Here is a 19499-nt window from a genome sequence, read left to right as displayed (position 1 = left end):
GCCGCGGTTGTCGTGTCAGGCGTGCGCGTGCAGCGGCTTGCCGGCCAGGGCCAGGTGCGCCTCGCCCAGGGCCTCGTTCTGGGTCGGGTGGGCGTGCACCAGCTGCGCCACCTCGGCCGGGTAGGCCTCCCAGTTGTAGATGAGCTGGGCCTCGCCGATCAGCTCGCCGACCCGGGCGCCGACCATGTGCACGCCGACCACCGGGCCGTCGTCCACCCGGACCAGCTTCACGTGGCCGGCAGTCTTGAGGATCTGGCTCTTGCCGTTGCCGCCCAGGTTGTAGTTGTAGGTCTTGACCTTGTCGGCGCCGTACTGCTCCTTGGCCTTCGCCTCGGTCAGGCCGACCGACGCCAGCTCCGGGTCGCAGTAGGTGACGCGCGGGATGCCGGCCTCGTCGATCACGGCGGGGGTCTTCCCGGCGATCTCCTCGGCGACGAAGATGCCCTGCTGGAAACCGCGGTGCGCGAGCTGGAGGCCGGGCACGATGTCGCCGACCGCGTAGACGTTCGGCACGCTGGTGCGCAGCCGCTCGTCGGTCAGGACGTAGCCGCGGTCCATCTTGACGCCCTGCTCCTCGTAGCCGAGGTTGGCGGTGGTCGGGCCACGACCGACGGCGACCAGCAGCAGCTCGGCCTCGACCGTGTCGCCGCCCTGAATGGTCAGCTTGACGCCGTTGTCGGTCTTCTCGACCTTCTCGAACGGCTTGCCGACCTTGAAGTTGATCTTCCGCTTGCGGAACGCGCGCTCCAGCGCCTTCGACGACTCCTCGTCCTCGGCGGCGACCAGCCGGGGCAGCGCCTCGACGATTGTCACGTCCACGCCGAAGGACTTCCAGACGCTGGCGAACTCGACGCCGATCACGCCGCCGCCGAGCACGATCGCCGACGACGGGACGCGGTCCAGGGTGAGCGCGTGGTCGCTGGTGATGATCCGCTCGCCGTCGACCTCCAGGCCGGGCAGGCTCTTCGCGTACGAGCCGGAGGCCAGGATCACGTTGCGGCCGGTGTAGCGCTTGCCGTCCACCTCGACCACGTTCTTGCCGACCAGCTTGCCGGCGCCGGCCACGAAGGTGATCTTCTTGGCGCTGCCCACCAGGCCCTGGAGGCCCTTGTAGAGGCGGGAGATCACGCCGTCCTTGTACGAGTTGACCGCCGCCATGTCGATGCCGACCAGCTCGGCCTTCACGCCGAACTGCTCGGACTCGCGGGTCTGGTCGGCGATCTCGGCGGCGTGCAGCAGCGCCTTGGTGGGGATGCAGCCGTTGTGCAGGCAGGTGCCGCCGAGCTTCCCCTTCTCGATGAGCGCGACGGAGAGATCCAGCTGGGCGGCACGCAGCGCCGCCGCGTAGCCGCCGCTACCACCTCCGAGGATGACGATGTCGAAGGTCGTGTCGTTCGGCTCGCTCACATCCAACTCCCAGGTCGCGTCGCTGCATCGGGGGTTACGGCGGAGTAACAGGCACACCCCACCTCGGTCATCTTGTCACCACCTCGCACCGAGCGCGTACCGAGGTGCCCAACGACACGTCGGCGGCACGTACCCTTGGCATCGTCTTCGATGACGTCCGGGGGAGGAGTGGGTCCGGTGGCGCTGTTCCGACGACGCAAGCGGGTGGCCGCGGTGAGCCGTGACCGTGCCGCCGAGCGCGCCGATCTGGACCATCTCGAGAACTTCGTCCGCACCCGACGGGGCGTCGAGGCGTTCCTGGAGCCACGGACGACGGTCACCGAGACCACCGTCATGCTGATCGCCGACGACGGCGAGTGGACCCGGCGGCGGGTCGGCAGCCCGGAGGACGCCCGGCGTTGGGCGCACCGGACCGCCATCCCGATCTACGACGTGAGGCTGATGGGCTACCCCCAGCGCATGCGCGACTACAACGAGCGTCGCAAGCGCCGTCCCGAGCTGTTCTGAGCGCCTCGGGCCGCAGGTGTTAAAAGGGGCCCCCTGTTATGCGGAATGCGTTAACAGGGGGCCCCTCCTTGCACCTCAGCCGTTGGCGGCTACGTCGTCGACCAGCGCGAGCAGGGTGCGGACCGGGACGCCGGTGCCGCCCTTGGTCCAGTAGCCGGTGGCCTCGCCCGAGTGGTAGCTGGGACCGGCGATGTCGATGTGTGCCCAGGCCACGTCGTCGGTGACGAACTCCCGCAGGAACACGCCGCCCTGGAGCATGTGACCGGCGCGGTCCATCCCGGCGTTGACCTGGGAGATGTCCGCGACGTCGGACTCCATGCCCTTGCGCACGTCGTCCGGCAGCGGCATCGGCCAGGCCGGCTCACCTGTCGCGTCACCGGCCACCCGGACCCGCTCGCACAGCTCCGGGCTGCCCATCACGCCGGCGATCCGCTTGCCCAGCGCGATCACCTGGCCACCGGTCAGCGTCGAGGTCTCGAACAGGTAGTCGGCGCCGTCGGAGCAGGCCCGGGCCATCGCGTCGGCCAGGATCATCCGGCCCTCGGCGTCGGTGTTGAGCACCTCCACCTTCTTGCCGTTGAACATGCTGATCACGTCGCCCGGCCGGTAGCTGGCGCCCGACGGCATGTTCTCCGCCATCGGCAGGTAGGCGGTGACCGTCACGTTCGGCTTGAGCGCCGCCACCGCCAGCATGGCCGCGCCGACCGCCGCCGCGCCGGCCATGTCCGACTTCATCTCCCACATGCCCTGCGCCGGCTTGATCGAGATGCCGCCGGTGTCGAACGTGATGCCCTTGCCGACCAGCGCGACCCGCTTGCCGTTGCCGCCGCCGGGCGGCGTCCAGGTGAGCTTCACCAGCCGCGGCGGTGCCTCGGAGCCCTGGCCGACGGCGAGGATGCCGCCGTACCCGCCGGCCGCCAGCGCCGCCTCGTCGAGCACCTCGACCTCCAGCCCGGCCTCCCGGGCGGCGGTCGCCACGGCGTCGGCGAACGCCGGCGGGCGCAGCTCGTTCGGGGCGGTGTTGACCCAGTCCCGGCTGGTCCGCACCGCGCCGGCCACCGTCTGCGCGCGCTCGACCTCGGCCAGGGCGGTCGCGTCGGCCGCGTCCGGCACCGCGACCAGCAGCTCGGACACCGGCTCGCGCCGGGCCGGCTGCGGCTTCGTCTTGTAGCCGGCGAACCGGTAGCCGCCGAGCAGCGCGCCCTCGGCGACCGCGCGCAGCGCGGCCGGCGCGTCGGCGTCGTCCGGCAGCGGCAGGGCGAGGGCGACGCGGGCAGCGCCGGCCAGCGCCCGGACCGCCGCGCCGGCGGCCCGGCGCAGGGACTCGGGGGCGGGCGCGGCGCCGGCGGGCTCCGGGCCCAGCCCGACGGCGGCGACCACCGGGGCGGTCACCGTGCCGAGCGTGGCCAGCTTGATCACCTCGCCGGGGCCACCGGTCGCGCCGAGCAGGGCCAGCGTCTCGGTCAGCTTTCCGTCGAACGCGGCGGCGATGCTCTCCGCGCCGCTGGCCAGCAACAGGGCGCCGGCGGGTGCGCCGTCGCCCGGTCCGTTCGGCTGGCTGTGCACGCCGATCACGATCGCGTCGACGGGAAGTTCGGCGGGGTCGGTGTCGACCAGGCTGAGGGTGGTGCGGGGCGATGTCACGAAAGCTACTCCGGGCGGGCCGGGCCGGCCGCGTCGTCGCGTACCGGCGATGAAGGTCTCTCCGGCGGCAACCTACCCGCCGGAGGCGTGGCTGTCCCGCCGATGCGTACCGACGGGATCCCGCCGATGCTAACCACCGGGGTCCCGGCCGGTAAGTTGCCACCATGACCGAGGTGACCTCCGACGCTGCCGAGACCCGGCTGCGCCGTTCCCCGCTGCACGAGCGACACACCGCGCTCGGCGCGAAGTTCGCCCCCTTCGGCGGCTGGCAGATGCCGCTCGAGTACGCCGGCGGCGGCGTGCTCAGGGAACACGCCGCCGTACGGACCGCTGTGGGCGTCTTCGACGTCTCGCACCTGGGCAAGGTCCGGGTCACCGGGCCCGGCGCGGCCGACTTCGTCAACGCCTGCCTCAGCAACGACCTCGGCCGGATCACGCCCGGCCAGGCGCAGTACACGCTCTGCTGCGACGACGCCACCGGCGGCGTGGTGGACGACATCATCGCCTACCTGCACGCCGACGACCACGTCTTCCTGGTGCCCAACGCGGCGAACACCGCCGAGGTGGCCCGCCGACTGCGCGCCGCCGCGCCGGCCGACGTGACCGTCACCGACGAGCACGAGGCGTACGCGGTGCTCGCGGTCCAGGGACCGGGCTCGGCGGCGCTGCTCGACGCGCTCGGGCTGCCCACCGCCCACGACTACATGAGCTTCTCCACCGCCACGTCGGCCGGCGTCGAGCTGACCGTCTGCCGCACCGGCTACACCGGTGAGCTGGGCTACGAGCTGGTCGTGCCCGCCGAGCACGCGGTCGCCGTCTGGGACGCGCTGTTCGCCGCGGGCGACGACGTGCGGGCGTGCGGGCTGGCCGCCCGGGACACGCTGCGCACCGAGATGGGGTACCCGCTGCACGGGCAGGACCTGTCCCTGGAGATCACCCCGGTGCAGGGCCGCTCCGGCTGGGCGGTGGGCTGGGACAAGCCGGCCTTCTGGGGCCGGGACGTGCTGCGCGCCGAGAAGGCCGCCGGACCGGCCCGTACGCTGCGCGGGCTCGCCGCGGTCGACCGGGCCATCCCGCGCCCCGGCATGGCCGTCTTCGCCGGGGACCGCCGGGTCGGCACCGTCACCAGCGGCACGTTCAGCCCGACGCTCAAGCACGGCATCGCGCTCGCGCTCGTCGACACCGACCCGAAGCTGCCCGACGGCGAGGAGCTGACGGTGGACATCCGTGGCCGGCGAGCCCGGATGCGCCTGACCAGGCCGCCGTTCGTCCAGCCCTCGGTGCGCTGACCGACCCGGGTCAGCCCTCGCCGCGCTCGCCGGCGTCGAGGACGGCCTGGGTCCAGCCGCCCTCCAGCACACCGGTGCCGTCCAGCACGGCCCAGTCGACCACGTCGGACGCCTCGACCACGACCGGCGAGCCGATCCGCACGCTCGGGTCGGTGGTGGCGTCGGTGGCGCTCGCGCCGACGATCCGTTCCGGGGCGTCCCACGAGGTCACCCCCGCCCAGACGTACTCCGGGCCGTCGTCGCCGGGCAGGCCGTACTTGACCACGAGCTGGCTCTCCGCCGGCAGCCCGCCGGCCAGGAACCGGGCCCGGATGTCGCCGAGCGCGGCCCGGGCGGTCGCCACCGCCCGGCTCATCGCGTCGTCCGTGCGGGTGTAGCGGACGTCGGGCTGGATGCCGTTGAACAGCGTCGCGCAGGCGGCGGCGAAGTAGCGGCCCGGCGGCCCGGGATGCCCCGGCGGCGGGTTCAGGCTGAGGAACGAGTCGGCGTCCGGGTCGGTGGCCGGGTCCAGTTCCAGCCGGAGCAGCACCGGCGCGGTCGCGCCGTGCTGCTCCGGATTGCCGTACGCGACCGCGATGTCGTGCCCGGTCACCGTGGCCAGCACCGGGAGCTGCACGAACGCCGGCACCTCCTCGCCGGCCAGCCCGTCGGTCCAGTCCCGCAGCAGCCGTCGGGCCGCGCCGGTCATCACCGCGCCCCAGGCCCGGGTGAGGTGGTCCGGCACGCCCTGGGCCTGCAACTCCAGCAGCCCGAACCGGCGCAGCCCCTTGGTGGTGAACCAGAGCCCGTCGGCGTCGGACGAGTAGGGCACCAGCACCCAGTCGACCAGCCGGATCCGGCCCTGCTCGTCAGGCAGCGAGCGCAGCGCCGCCGCCGGGTCGAGGAACTGGAGACCGAACACGTCGACCACGTCCCCGCCGACCGTCTCGGCAATGGCCGCGGCCACCGCCCGGGCCGCCCACTCGTGCGCCGGCGGCCAGCCGGGCCGGTACTCCGCCTGCACCACCACCAGGTGGGTGGCGGCGGCCAGCCGGGCGAGCTGCTCGTCGGTGGCGCCGAACGCGGCCAGCAGGTCCGGCGGAAGCTCCGGGAACTCGCTTATCGAACGCGTGTCCACGCTCATCAGCGGGCTGTCCAGCATCTGCTTGGCCAGCCCGTGCACCGGCCCGGCCAGCCGGCCGGTCAGCCCCTCGACCGCGGTCTTCGGGCTCACCCGGGGCAGCCCGTCGATCGGCACCAGGTAGGTCGCGTCGAGCGACTCCGGCACCGGTACGGGCAGGAAGTCGTCCGTGATGAGCATGCCGTCTCCCTCGACCACGCCGGTGCACTCACCCGAACGCTACCCGGCCGACCGGGCGGCGATCAGCCGGTCAGCACCAGTCCCAGGTAGGACAGCGTGGTGACGACCTCCACCAGGGCCCCGAGGACGTCACCGGTGATGCCGCCGAAGCGGCGTACCAGGTGCCGGAGCAGCCCGGCCGCGACGGCGAGCGCGCCGAGCACGGCGAGCGGCCCCTGCCACGGGCGGCCCGGCACCGCCGGCGCGGCCAGCAGCGCCACGGCGACCGCGCCGAGCGCCACGACGCCCCACCCCACCGTGCCGGCGACCAGCGCGCCCAGCCCGTCCGGCCGGGCCGCCGGCACGCCACGGCGGCAGGCCAGGCCGACCGCCAGCCGTCCGGCCGCGGTGGCCGCGACCACCGCGGCGAGCGCCGCGACCGCGTCCCGCCCGACCAGCTCCGCCAGCACCGCGGTCTGGAGCAGGAGGACGACCACCAACGCGACCACCCCGAACGGGCCGACGTCCGGCTGCTTCATGATCGCCAGCGCGGCCGGCCCGCGCCGGTACGACCCGAGCGCGTCCACGGTGTCGGCCAGCCCGTCCAGGTGCAGACCCCGGGTGAGCAGCGCGCCCAGCCCGACCGTCACCCCGGCGGCGACCAGCGGCGGGGCGAGCGCCCCGGCCAGCAGCAGCGCTCCGCCGAGCACCGCGCCGAGCAGCGCGCCGACCGCCGGGGCCAGCGCCATCGCGGTGCCGGCGGTGGCCCGGTCGACCCGGCCGGCGCGTACCGGCGCGGTGGTGAACGTGGTCAGCGCCAGCCGGACGCCGTCGGCGAGCCGGCGCTCAGTCGGCACGTCGGCCGGGCGAGACCGGCTGGTCGTACCCGACCGTGGTCGGACCCGGTCCGGCCGGCTCCGGCTCGGCGAAGTCCGGCTCGTCCGCCGGACCGGCCGGCGCCTCGGAGTCGGCGCCGCCCAGCGACGGGTGCACCGGCAGCGAGGCGGCGAGCGTCAGCGCCGAGCGCAGCAGCGGCAGCGCGGCCAGCGCGGTCGCCCCCTCGCCCAGGTCGAGGCGCAGATCCAGCAGCGGAGTCAGGCCGAGCACGTCGGCGGCGAGCCGCACCCCGGGCCGGCCGCCGTGGTCGGGCAGCAGGCACCAGTGCCGGGCCTGCCCGGCCAGGTCGCGGCTGACCATGCCGGCGGCGGTGCCGACCGGCCCGTCGAGCAGCACCGGGACGCGCCGGGCGGTGGCCCCGAGCAGCACGCCGGTGGCCGTCGCGATGTCGCCGCCACCCAGCTCCGCCAGGATGTCCTTGGCCTCCCGGGGGGAGCGCCGGGTGCGGTGCAGCGCGTCCCGGACCGCCGCGCAGCGGACCATCCAGGCGTTGTCGTCGATCTCGCCCTGGTCGTTCACCACCCGACCGAGCACCGCCGGTGGTTCCGCGCCGGCGGTGGCCGCCAGCACCGCCGCGGCGGCCGCCTCGGCGCCGGCCCCGCACGCCGCCAGCACCAGCAGTTGTACGCCCGCGTCGGCGGCCTGCTCGGCCAACCGCCACCCGTAGCGCAGCGCGGCCTCGACCTGCTCGCCGGTGAGCGCCGGGCCGTCCTCGAACGGCGCCGAGGCGGGCGCCTCGACGACCTGGAGGCTGGCGCCGTTCTCGGCGGCCAGCCGGGCCAGCGCGCCCCGGCCGGCGCGCGCCTGTCGGGCGCGCCGCGCCGACTCGCCGGCCACCGCGCCGGCCGACGCGCCGCCTTCGTGGTCGCCGTGCAGCAGCAGCACCCGGACGCTGGCCCAGGGACGGGGGTTCGCGCTGCCCTGGGTGGCGGCGGCGAAGCCGACCACCTGTTCCAGCACGCCCAGACCGGCGCCGGGAACGTCGAGCGTGGCGAGCCGGTCGACCGCCTGCGGGCCGGTGTAGTCGTCCGGCATCGGCAGTTCCATGCCCGGCTGGATGACCAGGCCGGTGGCGATCATCGGCAGCGCCATGGTGGGTGCCGCCCAGTCGCCGGCCCCGGCCGGGCCGGCCGGCGCGCCGGCCGGTGCCGGCGTCGCGGCCGGGGTGAACACCTCGGGCAGGGCCACGTCGTCGACACCCCGACCGCCGGCCGCGTGCCGTGGCTCGGGCGGCGCGCCGACCGTGCCGGCCGGGTGGCCTCCGCCCACGGTGGCGCCGGTTGCCGCCCCGGCTCCGCCCGTGGCGGCGGCGGTCGCGGCCCCGGCCGGGCGGGCCCCGGCGGGGGCGTCGGTCGGGGCGTGGGCCGCCGGCGGGTGCGCCGGCACGGTCGGGAGCGACGCGGCGGGCGGCTTGAGCCAGGCGGTCTGCCCGGCCACCACGAGCGCGACCGCGTCGCAGGCGTCGGCCACCGCCCGGTTGGTGGCGCCCAGCGCGTCGGTGAACGCCCGGCCCAACGGTGTGGTGGGCACCAGGGACAGGCCCACCTCCGGGCTGACCAGCACCAGCCGGGCCTCGCTCGCCCGCACCGCGGCGGCCAGTTCGGCGACGGTGGCGGTGTCGTCGGCCGGCTGGTGGGCCGGGTCGAGCAGCACGGTGACCCAGCCGCCCAGGTCGTCCACGAGCAGCGTGTCGTTCGGGCCGGCGGCGGTGATCACCTCGGCCAGCCGGCCCGGATCCGTCGCGGTCTCCTCGGTGGTCCAGCTTCCCGGCCGCCGGGCGCGGTGCGCCGCGAGGCGGGTCGCCCACTCGGTGTCATCCGGATCCCCGGCGGGGGCGGTGGCCACGTAGCGAACCATGGGCGCGTCGGCGACCAGGGACTCGGCGAACTCGGACTTGCCGGAGCGGATACCGCCGAGCACCAGGAGGGTGTGCCACCCGTCAACGGACATGCCCGTACCTTAGTTCTCCCGCCCCCGTCCCGCCCCACCCCCTCCCAGCGCCGATCTTGCGGTTGCTGCCCGCCGTACGCGGCAAATGCCCCGTTCTGTCGGGGCAGCGATCGCAAGATCGCGGGAGCGGTGAGGGCTGTGGCGCGACGGGCCGACTAGGCTTGCGGGGGTTTCCGGTCCTGCGGGGCGACGGGCGGCGAGGGGAGACGCGGCATGGCGTGGAGCTGGCGGTACGAGGGCGCGAACGGCGACCCGGTCGACGGGCCGGGCGAGTCGTTCCCGAGCCAGGCGGACGCCGAGTCCTGGATCGGCCAGACCTGGCGGGAGCTCGCGACATCCGGCGTCACCACAGTCGTGCTGGTCGAGGACGACCGGGTGGACTACCGGATGAGCCTGCAACCCCCGGCCGAATGACGGGCTACGACCGCCCGGGCGACCCGCTGATCCTCGGCGTGCCCCGGGCGGCGTTCCGGCCCAGCCCCATCTTCCTGGCCCTGGTCGCGCTCTTCGCGGCCGGCGGGGTGATGACCTGGAACCGGTACGGCAACGTCCGGTTCGACGTGTTCCTCTTCGTGGTCGCCGGCTGGCTGGTCTCGCTCTGCCTGCACGAGTACGCGCACGCCGTGGTCGCGTACCGGGCCGGCGACCGGGACATCGCCCACCGGGGCTACCTGACGCTCAACCCGCTGAAGTACACCAGCCCGCTGCTGTCGATCGTGTTGCCGGTGGTCGTGCTGCTGCTCGGCGGCATCGGCCTGCCCGGCGGCGCGGTCTGGGTGGACCGGCACGCCATTCCCGGGCGGCTGCGGCACACCCTGGTCAGCCTCGCCGGGCCGGCCACCAACGTGGTGTTCACGCTGGTGCTGGTGGCGGCCGTGACGTGGGGGCCGGCGCTGGGCGGGCCGCTGGAGTTCTGGGCCGGCGTCGGGCTGCTCGCGTTCCTCCAGCTCATGGCCAGCGTGCTCAACCTGCTGCCGGTGCCGGGCCTGGACGGCGGCAACATGATCCAGCCCTGGCTCAGCCCCGCCTACCGGCGGATGTACGACCTCTTCGCGCCGTACGGATTCATCCTGCTCTTCGCGTTGCTGTGAAGCCCGCGGATCGGCGGCGCGTTCTTCGGCGGGGTCTTCGCGGTCGGCGACGCGCTCGGCCTCCCCCCGGACCTCTACCGGCTGGGCCTCCACCTGATCCGGTTCTGGCAGGGCTGACCGGCCCGCCGCACGGGCGACCGGCCCGGCGGGGTGTGCGCCGGCCGTCCCCGGGCCGACGGCCACGCCGGCCCGGGGACGACTGACGTCACGGACGCCGCGCCGGGCTCTCCGTCTTCGCCGGGTCCCGCTCGACGACCGGCTCGACGATGTCGTCGATCGCCTTGAGCAGGCCGGCGTCGAGCTTCACGCCCGCCGCCTTCACGTTGTCGTGCACCTGCTCGGGTCGGGACGCGCCGATGATGGCCGAGGACACGTTCGGGTTCTGCAACACCCAGGCGACCGCGAGCTGCGGCATGGTCAGCCCGGCCTGCTCGGCGAGCGGCTTGAGCTGCTGCACCCGGGTGAGCACCTCGTCGGACATCCACCGGGCGATGAAGTTCGCGCCGGACTTCTCGTCGGTGGCGCGGGAACCGGCGGGCGGCGGCTGGCCGGGCAGGTACTTGCCGGAGAGCACGCCCTGCGCCATCGGCGACCAGACGATCTGGCCGATGCCCAGCTCCTCGCTGGCCGGGATCACCTCGGCCTCGATGACCCGCCACAGCATCGAATACTGCGGTTGGCTGGAGACCAGCGGGATGCGCAGCTCACGGGCGAGCGCGTGCGCCTCGCGCAGCTGCGCCGCCGTCCACTCCGAAACGCCGATGTAGTGCGCCTTGCCGGCGTGCACGACGTCGGCGAACGCCTCCATCGTCTCTTCCAGCGGGGTGCTGACGTCGAAGCGGTGAGCCTGGTAGAGGTCGACGTGGTCGGTCTGCAGGCGGCGCAGCGAGCCGTCGATCGACTCCCTGATGTGCTTGCGGGACAGGCCACGGTCGTTGCGGCCCGGCCCGGTCGGCCAGTACACCTTGGTGAAGATCTCCAGCCCCTCGCGGCGCTCGCCGGCCAGCGCGCGGCCGAGCACGGACTCGGCGCGGGTGCCGGCGTAGACGTCGGCGGTGTCGAACGTGGTGATGCCGCTGTCGAGGGCGGCCCGCACGCAGGCGACCGCCGCATCCTCCTCGACCTGCGAGCCGTGGGTGATCCAGTTGCCGTACGAGATCTCGCTGACCATCAGGCCGGAGCGGCCCAGGTGTCGGAATTCCATGCTCCGACCCTAGCCCCGACTCCCCTGACCCGCCGGTTCAGAGCACCGGGTTCGCGTCGGCGAGCAGCCGGTCGATCTCGGCGGCCACCGCGGCCCGGCCCGGGTGCACCGGGTCGATCAGCGGGTCGCCGTGCCGGTCCAGCGCGCCCCAGCGACCCGCCTCGGTGGCGACCAGGAACGCCACCGGGTGGATCACCAGCGTCGGGTACGCGGGCGCCACCCGGACCCGGCCGTTCCGGTCCACCACGCCCCGCCGGCCGGCCAGCTCGACCACCGCCAGCCCCTCCTCGGTGAAGCCGTCCAGGTGCCGGCCGTCGGCCAGCGCCGTGCCGAGGCCGTGGTAGCGGGTCGGCACCACCACCTCGCCGGCGTGGTCCACCGCCCCCCAGCCGCCGTTCTGCCGCACCGCGGCCAGACCGTTGCGGAACGGCCGGACCTCCTCGTAACCGGGCGGAATCCTCACGATGTTCGTCCGGTCGACGGCCATCCACCGGCCCTTGCCGTCCATGCTCACCCACGACAGGCCCTCGGCGAACGCGCCCACCGAGCGGTAGCCGTTGTTCGCCTCGATCAGCGCCGCCCCCGACGTGTCGATCAACGCCCAGCGGGACGCCTCCGGCCGCCGGACCCAGGCCAGTCCCTCGTGGAACGGCTGCACCTCGGCGTACCGGTGCCGGATCACCAGCTCACCGTCGGCGTCCGCGTACCCCCAGAGCTCCTGCTCCTCGTCGAACGTCGCCACCGGGTACCGCGGCGTGCCGAGCACCTCCGCCCGCCCGCGCGGCGCCGGCCCGAACCCGTCGCGCGCCGCCCGCGCCGCGACCGCGTCCAGCGCGACCAGGGTCCGCGCGTTCAGCGCCGCGTCCTCGCCCCGGCGCAGGTCCAACGCCCGCTCGAAGTGCAGGCACGCCTCGGTCAGCCGACCCTGGTCGTAACAGCAGCGACCGGCGTGCTCGTGCAGCAGCGCACGCAACCGGTCCGGCAGCTCCGCCGAGTTCGCCTCGGCGAAGAGCCGGTCGGCCTCCGCGTACTCGCCCCGCCACCGCAGCACCTCGGCCAGCCGGGCGCGGGCCAGCGCGGTCCGCCGCAACTCACCGGTGGCCTCCGCGTACGTGAGGGCCAGCCGCGCGTCGGCGACCGCGTCGTCGGCGTCACCGAGGACCCGGGACGCCACCGCACGCAGGCTGAGCAGCCGGGCCCGGCTGCGGTTGTCCAGCGCGGTGTCGAGCTTGCCGGTGAGCCCGTCCCGGATCCGCCGCAGCTCCGCCGGATCGGGCGCCTCCTCGCGCAGCGTCTCCGGGTGCAGCCGCCAGCCGACCGCGGCCAGTGCCCGCTCCGGGTCCACCGGTCGCGCCGGCGCCGGTTCGTCGCCCGCCGGCCCCGATTCCGGGGTACGCGCGTCAGCCGGCCCGTCGGCCTCGTCCACACGTGCGGGTTCGGCGTCGGCACGTGTCGACGCCGAACCGGTCGGCTCGGGTGCGCCCCGCGCTCCGCCGGCCGTGTCGATGTTGCCGTTGCCGTTGCCGTTGCCGCTGCCGCTGCCGCTGCCGCTGTCGCCGGTCCGGGGCGTGCCGGTGGGGCTCGTGGCGGTCGGGGTCGTGCTGTCGGCCAGGGTCGTGCCGGTGGCACGTGAGCCGGTCGTAGCGCCGTCCATCCGGGTCGGGCCGGGGGGCTCCGGGTCGGTCGCGGCGACGCTCCGGGCGGCGTCGGGCGGACTCGCGGACGGCCCAGCCGTATTTTGTCCGGCCGGGGCGGTGCCGGTGGAATCCATGGCGGCCGGCAGTAGCGAGACCGAATCTTCTTCGGCAGCGACTGGACGACGCGGCTCTTCCTCAGCGCGGGTTGCCCCGGCGCGTCGCTCCTCGCCGGCCATCGTGACCCGTCGGTCCGGTACCGGTCGGAAGATGTCTCCCGGCTCACTGCCGCGCGCGCCGTCCTCGACCGCCTTGTCGTCGCTCGGGGCGTCGCCGGTCAGGTTGTCGTCGGTCGGGACGTCGCCGGTCAAGCTGTGGTCGGTCGGGACGTCGTCGGTCAGGTTGTCGTCGGTCGCGTTGTCGGCGGCCCGCTCGTCGAGGGTCGGGCCGTCGTCGGCCCGCTCGTCACCGGTCAGGGCGTCCGTGATCGGCGCGGAGCCGGGTGCGGCGGCGTCAGCGGGCAGGTCGCCCGGCACCACCTGCCCGCGCCCGTCGCCGTCCGCACCGGTGCTCCCGGACCCCGACGACGGCGTGGCCGGGTCAGCTGTCGCTCCCGAAGGGCGCGTCATCCCCGCGGCCGCCGTGACCTGCGACATGGCACCCGGGTACGCCACGGCGTCGGTCCCGGTACCCGGCTGGACGTGGGCGACCGCATATGCCGTGGCGTCGGTCTCGGCGCGCGGTTCGTCGGCGACGATCGCGTGTGGCGGGGCGCCGGTGTCGGCGTGCGGTGGGTCGTCGGTCACCGCGTCTGACCCGAGGTCGGTGCCCGGGCTCGCGTGCGGCGCGTCGCCGACCACCGTGACCAGCGCGTCGTCGGTGCCCGTGTGCGGCGTGTCACCGACCAGCGCGGCCGGCTCATCGTCGGCCACGGCGTTCGGCGTCTCATCGGTGCCCGTGCCCGTGCCCGTGCCCGTGCCCGTGAGCGGCTCATCGTCGGCCACCGCGACCGGCGCGGCGTCGGCCCCGATGCGGGCCGCAGCATCGCTGGTCGTGCGGGCGTCCCGGTCGTCGGTGAACGCGTCGCTGCGGGCGGTGGTGCGGGCGTCCTGGTCGTCGGTCAACGCGTCGACCTGGCCGGGCCTGACGGTGTGGTCCGCGGTCGGCGCTTCGGCCGGTGCCGGCCGGTCGTGACCGGCGGATGGTACGGAGCCGGTGGCCGGGACAGCCGGCGTGGGGGTTCGAGGGGCGGCGGACGGAGCGGGCGGTGTCGGCGTCGGGGATTCGGCAGGCATCGACGCCGGGGACGCCGACGGGCGCGCGTCGGGCAGCGTCACCTCGGTTGCCGTGGCGGCAACCGGTTCGGCCGGCGGGTCGACATGGTCGACGGAGGTGGAGGCGGGCCCGGTGTCTTCGGCTCGTTCGGTGGTCCGGGGTGTGGTGCCGATCCCGGATACGACCGCCGAGTCGTTCACGCTCTCAGGTCGATAGCGGTCGCCTGTCACACCCATCGGTTCGGCGGGCGCGATCGAAGCGACCCGCCGCTCCGGTCCGGCCTGCGCGACAGCCGGGTCCTCGTCCGCCGGCACGACACCCGGGTCCTCGTCCGCCGGCACGACACCCGGGTCCTGATCCGCCGGTGCGGCAGTCCAGGCCTGGCCGGTCGGTACGGCAGTCTGAAGCCGGTCCGTTGGCGCTTGGCCGGTCGGGGAAGTGGCGGGGACAGGCTCTGCCGGCAAGGTCGGCCCGGCGGAAACGGACGGCGCAGCCTGTGCCTCGGCACGGGCCGTGTCGTCGGGCTGGCCGTCACGCCCGCCGGTCGTCGCCGGCTTGTTCGGCCGGAACCATGCCTCCGCACCGGAGTCCCTCGGCTGCGGTGCCGGATCCGCCTCGGGTACCGGCGGGCGGTACCGGGCAGGCTCCCGCCGGTCCTGATCCGGGTCAGCAGCCGTGCCGCCGGCGGTCGCGCCGGCTGTCGGGCGTTCATTCCCGGCCGAAGTGGCGGGCCCGGTCTGTGGCGTTCGAACCTCCGCCGGACCGGAGGGGCCGGATCGGGCCGGGCCACTTCCGGATGTCTGCCCGGACGCGGGGCCGGGATAGGCAGGCGGAGCCGGGCGAGCGGGAGCGGTCGGGGCCGGCGCGTCGGCCGCCACCCCGGGCGCGGACGCCCGTGCCGCGGGTGCCGCCGACCGGCCGGTCCCGGGCACGCCGGTTCCGGGCACGCCGGAAACCGGAGCGGTGGCGGCTGGTCCGGTGGCGGCTGGTCCGGTGGGGACCCGGCGATCCTGTTCGGCAGCCGGCCGGCGGATCTCGTCGTAGCGACCGGGGGCCGGGGGAGCGGACCGCCGTGGCTCGTCGGGTCGGCTCGGCGGTACCGGCCGCGTCGGGGCGTCACCGGCACGGACCGGTGGGTGCTCGTCGGGGCGTGCCGGCCACTGGGCCGGCTGAGGCCGGTGGTCGGGGCGCGCGGCGGGCGGTCGGGCCTCCCGGGACTCGGGGCGGGGGCGGGCCGGGCCGTCCTGCTCCGGACGGTGGCCGTCGCGGCGCCGGTCGTCGCTCGGACCGCCCGGGTAGCCGTCCCGCGCCGGCCGCTCCGCGTGCGGGCGGGACCGCTCGTCGGGCTGGTACGCGGCCGGCTCGGTACGCGACCGCCGCTCGATCACCGGCCACTCGCCCTGCGGCGCGTGGGTCCGGTCGAGCGGCGGGCGTTGACCGTCCCACCGCTGGTCGACGGCGGGGCGTGGGGCGGCGTACCGGTCGGTCCCGGTGGGGCCGGCGGCGTCCCGGCGCGGCGTGCCGTCGGCCCACCGTCCACCGGTCGGCTCGCGCCGGTCCGTCGGAGGCCGTCCCGGTTCGCGCCAACCGTCACGACCCGGCTCGCCGCGTGCCGCGGTGCCACGCTCGGGCGCGGGACCGACCTGGCCGTGGCGTTCCGTGGGTCGGCCGGGTACGGCATTCCGCCCCGCGTCGGCCGCCGGAGTCCAGCGACCGTCGGGTCCGGCCCAGCGACCGTCGGGTCCGGGCTCGCGACGGTCGGGTCCGGCCTCGCGACGGTCGGGTCCGGGCTCGCGACCGTCCACCGGGGCGCGGCGGTCGTCCGCCGGCCGGCGGCGTTCGGACCAGCCCGCGGCGGGTTGCGGGGCCTCGCTCGGCTCCGGCATCCAGCCCGGTGCCGGCGGGGTCGACCGGTGCGACGGCGACCCGGGGTGGGTCCAGCGCTGGTCGAAGCGTTCAGGTGTCGGGGGCGGGCCGGGCGGGGTCCGGTCCGCCGGCCGAGGCGGTCGGCCGTCCGCGCCGGGGCGGTCCGGCCGGCCGCGCCACTCGCCCGCCGCACCGACCGGCCGCTGCCCGCGTGGCTCGTCCGGCCCGGCCGGGCTGACCGGGTACGTCCCGCGTGGGCCGGCCGGGCTGACCGGATACGTCCCGCGCGGTCCGGCCGGGCTGACCGGGTACGCCTCACGCCGTCCAGCGGGGCTGACCGGGTACGTCCCGCGCGGGTCGGCCGGGCCGGCCGGGTACGCGTCGGTCGGCGCCGGGCTGATCGGATGCGCGTCCTCGGGCGCGGGGCTGACCGGGCGTACCTCGGCGCGTCCGACCACGGCCCGGCGACGCGGCGGGGGCGTCAGGTGTTCGAGGCCGATGTCACCCGGGTAGCGCTGCCCGGGGAACTGTGGCTGCCACTCGTGGGTGGGCTCCAGCGCCCAGGCCGGTTCGGCCGGCTCACGCCAGCTGCCCCAGCCACTCATCGGCAGCCCCTTCCGTGGCTCGCGCGGCGCGGCCCCGGAACCGGCTCGCGTCGCTCGCTCACGGCGGTGTCACCTCGTTGGAAATTGTCGCGCTGGGGCGGCGGACGTGCCGGTAGAGTCGCCCGGCCAGCACGTCTTGGCTGCGGAAGGAGGGTAACGGCGTGGGCTCGGTCACCGCCACTGTGGCGTCACCCACCGACGGACACGTTACCCCATGGTTTCGGACATTCGGCGCGATAGTGGCGGCCGGGTTCCGGCGACACGCCACCTACCGCCAGGCGGCCGTGGCCGGCGTGGTGACCAACACCGTTTTCGGCTTCCTGCGCTGCTACATCTTCCTCGCCGCCACCGACGCGGCCGGCACCGTCGCCGGCTACGACCGGGCGCAGCTCGCCACGTTCGTCTGGGCCGGGCAGGGGCTGCTGGCGGTCATCGCGATCTGGGGCTGGACCGAGCTGGCCGACCGGATCCGCTCCGGCGAGGTGGCCGCCGACCTGCTGCGACCGGTGCACCCGGTGACCAACTATCTCGCCGTCGACGTGGGCCGGGCCGGGTTCGCCGCGCTCGCCCGGCTGGTGCCCCCGCTGGTGGTCGGCCCGTTCTTCTTCGCGGTGTACCTGCCCCGGCACTGGGCCACCGTGCCGCTGTTCCTGCTCTCCGCGCTGCTCGCGGTCGTGGTCTGTTTCGGCTGCCGCTACCTGGTCAACGCCACCGCCTACTGGTTGCAGGACGTCCGGGGCCCGATGATCCTCTGGACGCTCGGCTCAGGCGTGCTCGCCGGGCTCTACTTCCCGCTCGGCTTCCTGCCCGGCTGGCTGGAGGCGACCCTGCGCTACGCCACTCCGTTCCCGAGCCTCCTCCAGGTCCCGCTGGACGTGCTTGTCGAGCGGGAGCCGATGTCGACGGGTCTCGGCCTGGTCGGGCTCCAACTCGGCTGGGCGGTGCTGCTGCTGGCGCTCTGCCGGCTGGTGCAGCGCCGGGCCGAGCGTCGCCTGGTGGTGCAGGGTGGCTGAGCACCACAGTGCGCCCGGGGTGGCTGAGGTCGGCGGCGGGGCGCTGCGGGCGTACCGGGCGCTGCTCGGGGCGCAGGCGCGTTCGCAGGCGGCCTACCGCACGTCGTTCGTGGTCGACCTGGTCGGCAACCTGGGCGCGACCGTGTTCGACGTGGTCACCGTCCTGGTGATCTTCGGGGTGACGCGCGAGCTGGGCGGCTTCACGCTGCGCGAGACGCTTGTCGTGGTCGGGTTGTCGTCGTGCGGGTTCGCCGCCGCCGACCTGCTGGTCGGCAACGTCGAACGGCTGCCCCGGTACGTGCGCACCGGCCTCTTCGACGCGGTGCTGGTCCGCCCGCTCGCCGCGCTGCCCCAACTGCTGCTGATGGACCTGCCGCTGCGCAAGGTGTCCCGCGCGGTGTTCGGCCTGGCGGTGCTCGGGTTCGCGCTCGCCTCGGCCGGGATCGACTGGACCCCGGGCCGGGTCGCGCTGGCCCTGGTCGCCCCGCCGGCCGCGGTGGTCTTCTTCGCCTCGGTCTTCGTCACCACCGCCACGGTGTCGTTCTACTGGGTCGACTCCGGCGAGCTGGCCAACTCGGTCACCTACGGCGGGCGCGACTTCACCTCGTACCCGGTCACCGTCTACGGCGGGTGGTTCCGCGCGCTGTTCGCGTACGGGATGGGGTTCGCGTTCGTCAGTTACCACCCGGCGCTGGCGCTGCTCGGCCGCGCCGACCCGCTGGGCCTGCCGGCCTGGGTGGGCTGGGCCGCGCCGGGCGTCGCGCTGGTCGCGGCGGCGGTCGCGGCCGTGGCCTGGCGCGTCGGGGTCCGTCACTACCGGAGTACGGGGTCATGAACGTCATCGAGATGGACGGGCTGCGCAAGGAGTTCACGGTGCGGGTCAGGACCGGGACGCTGCGCCGCGAGAAACGGACGGTGACCGCGGTCGACGGCGTCGACCTGCGGGTGGAGCGCGGCGAGATGCTCGGCTACATCGGCCCGAACGGCGCCGGGAAGTCGACCACGCTGAAGATGCTCACCGGTGTGCTCATGCCGTCGGCGGGTCGGGCCCTGGTCTGTGGGCTGCGGCCGGTGGCCGACCGGACCCGGCTGGCGCTGCGCATCGGGGTGGTGTTCGGGCAGCGGTCGCAGCTCTGGTGGGACCTGCCGCTGCGGGACTCGTTCGACCTGCTGCGGCACGTCTACCGGGTGCCGGCCGGCGCGCACGCGGCCCGGCTGGCCCGCTGCCGGGACCTGCTCGACCTGGACGCGTTCCTGGACACCCCGGTCCGGCAGCTCTCCCTGGGTCAGCGGATGCGCGGCGAGCTGACCGCGGCGCTGCTGCACGGCCCGGAGGTGCTCTTCCTGGACGAGCCGACCATCGGGCTGGACGTGGTCAGCAAGCAGGCGGTCCGGGGCTTCCTGGCCGAGCTGGGCCGGGCCGGTGACACCACGCTGGTGCTCACCACGCACGACCTGGCCGACATCGAGCGGCTCTGCCGGCGGCTCGTGGTCATCGACCACGGCCGGGTGGTGCACGACGGGTCGATCGCGGAGCTGCACCACAGGTACGGCTCACGCCGGATGGTGGTCGCCGAGCTGGACACCGCGCTGCCTCAGCCGCCGGTGCTGCCGGGCGCGCCGGTGCAGCGGGTGGAGGCGGACGGGCGGCGGCTGGTGTTCGCGCTGGAACGGGCGAGCGTCGCCGAGGTGGTGGCCGGGCTGGCCGGCCTGGCCACGCTGCGCGACATCTCGATCGTGGAGCCGGACATCGAGGAGGTCGTCGCCCGCCTCTACCAGAGCGAAAGGACGGGCCCCCTGTTAACGCCTGGCGTATAGCAGGGGGCCCTTCTTAACGC

Annotated in this window: 14 protein-coding genes and 1 pseudogene; 7 read left to right on the top strand and 8 right to left on the bottom strand. The window is 75.1% G+C overall.

Translation table 11 applies throughout. The features are described from left to right. Positions 1-15: 15 nt before the first annotated feature. Positions 16-1407, bottom strand: a complete 1392-nt coding sequence (gene lpdA, locus OG767_RS24020; protein ID WP_396771270.1) for a dihydrolipoyl dehydrogenase — start codon at positions 1405-1407, stop codon at positions 16-18. A gap of 177 nt (positions 1408-1584) precedes the next feature. Here lpdA and OG767_RS24015 point away from each other — a divergent pair, with 177 nt between their 5' ends. After that, positions 1585-1914 carry a hypothetical protein gene (locus tag OG767_RS24015; protein WP_107161658.1) on the top strand — a complete coding sequence of 110 codons (330 nt, stop codon included), beginning with the start codon at positions 1585-1587 and terminating at the stop codon, positions 1912-1914. A gap of 75 nt (positions 1915-1989) precedes the next feature. On the opposite strand, the gene OG767_RS24010 is transcribed toward OG767_RS24015, so the two are convergent. Next, complete coding sequence (locus OG767_RS24010) at positions 1990-3558, bottom strand: leucyl aminopeptidase (protein ID WP_405090612.1); 1569 nt, start codon at positions 3556-3558, stop codon at positions 1990-1992. A gap of 164 nt (positions 3559-3722) precedes the next feature. On the opposite strand from OG767_RS24010, the gene gcvT reads away from it, so the two are divergent. Next, positions 3723-4847 (top strand): glycine cleavage system aminomethyltransferase GcvT, encoded by a 1125-nt coding sequence (gcvT, locus tag OG767_RS24005; RefSeq protein WP_405090611.1) that lies wholly within the window; start codon positions 3723-3725, stop codon positions 4845-4847. Between the two features lie 10 nt (positions 4848-4857). On the opposite strand, the gene OG767_RS24000 is transcribed toward gcvT, so the two are convergent. The 3 genes from OG767_RS24000 to OG767_RS23990 form a co-directional block, all read right to left on the bottom strand. Continuing rightward, complete coding sequence (locus OG767_RS24000; protein ID WP_405090610.1) at positions 4858-6147, bottom strand: DUF2314 domain-containing protein; 1290 nt, start codon at positions 6145-6147, stop codon at positions 4858-4860. A 62-nt stretch (positions 6148-6209) separates the two neighbouring features. Further along, positions 6210-6983: an adenosylcobinamide-GDP ribazoletransferase gene (locus OG767_RS23995; RefSeq protein WP_405090609.1), complete on the bottom strand. Its 774-nt coding sequence runs from the start codon at positions 6981-6983 to the stop codon at positions 6210-6212. Continuing rightward, the gene (locus OG767_RS23990; protein ID WP_405090608.1) at positions 6973-8973 is read right to left on the bottom strand and encodes a bifunctional adenosylcobinamide kinase/adenosylcobinamide-phosphate guanylyltransferase; all 2001 of its coding nucleotides are present in this window, start codon (positions 8971-8973) and stop codon (positions 6973-6975) included. The genes OG767_RS23995 and OG767_RS23990 overlap by 11 nt, the downstream gene beginning before the upstream one ends. A gap of 213 nt (positions 8974-9186) precedes the next feature. Between OG767_RS23990 and OG767_RS23985 the strand changes: the two genes are divergently transcribed. Both OG767_RS23985 and OG767_RS23980 read left to right on the top strand, forming a co-directional pair. Then, complete coding sequence (locus tag OG767_RS23985; RefSeq protein ID WP_405090607.1) at positions 9187-9387, top strand: hypothetical protein; 201 nt, start codon at positions 9187-9189, stop codon at positions 9385-9387. After that, positions 9384-10181: pseudogene (locus OG767_RS23980) on the top strand (site-2 protease family protein). The gene OG767_RS23985 and the pseudogene OG767_RS23980 overlap by 4 nt, the downstream one beginning before the upstream one ends. An 88-nt stretch (positions 10182-10269) precedes the next feature. On the opposite strand, the gene OG767_RS23975 reads toward OG767_RS23980, so the two are convergent. The 3 genes from OG767_RS23975 to OG767_RS23965 form a co-directional block, all read right to left on the bottom strand. Further along, positions 10270-11268, bottom strand: coding sequence for an aldo/keto reductase family protein (locus tag OG767_RS23975; protein ID WP_405090606.1), 999 nt, complete (start codon positions 11266-11268; stop codon positions 10270-10272). Between the two features lie 37 nt (positions 11269-11305). Beyond that, entirely contained in the window at positions 11306-13141 is a 1836-nt protein-coding gene (locus OG767_RS23970; RefSeq protein WP_405094289.1) for a WG repeat-containing protein, read from the bottom strand. 3565 nt (positions 13142-16706) lie between these two features. After that, positions 16707-16844 (bottom strand): hypothetical protein, encoded by a 138-nt coding sequence (locus OG767_RS23965; protein WP_405094368.1) that lies wholly within the window; start codon positions 16842-16844, stop codon positions 16707-16709. Here OG767_RS23965 and OG767_RS23960 point away from each other — a divergent pair. The 3 genes from OG767_RS23960 to OG767_RS23950 are packed head-to-tail and all read left to right on the top strand — an operon-like array spanning position 16810 to position 19479. After that, positions 16810-17661, top strand: a complete 852-nt coding sequence (locus OG767_RS23960; protein ID WP_405090605.1) for an ABC transporter permease — start codon at positions 16810-16812, stop codon at positions 17659-17661. The genes OG767_RS23965 and OG767_RS23960 overlap by 35 nt on opposite strands. Positions 17662-17680: 19 nt before the next feature. After that, a complete protein-coding gene (locus OG767_RS23955; RefSeq protein ID WP_405090604.1) occupies positions 17681-18496 on the top strand; it encodes an ABC transporter permease in 816 nt (271 codons plus the stop codon). After that, the gene (locus OG767_RS23950) at positions 18493-19479 is read left to right on the top strand and encodes an ATP-binding cassette domain-containing protein (RefSeq protein WP_405090603.1); all 987 of its coding nucleotides are present in this window, start codon (positions 18493-18495) and stop codon (positions 19477-19479) included. The genes OG767_RS23955 and OG767_RS23950 overlap by 4 nt, the downstream gene beginning before the upstream one ends. Positions 19480-19499: the final 20 nt, after the last annotated feature.

The organism is Micromonospora sp. NBC_01392, from assembly GCF_045040125.1.
Lineage (GTDB): Bacteria > Actinomycetota > Actinomycetes > Mycobacteriales > Micromonosporaceae > Micromonospora.
This window is presented reverse-complemented; position numbering and strand designations above follow the sequence as displayed.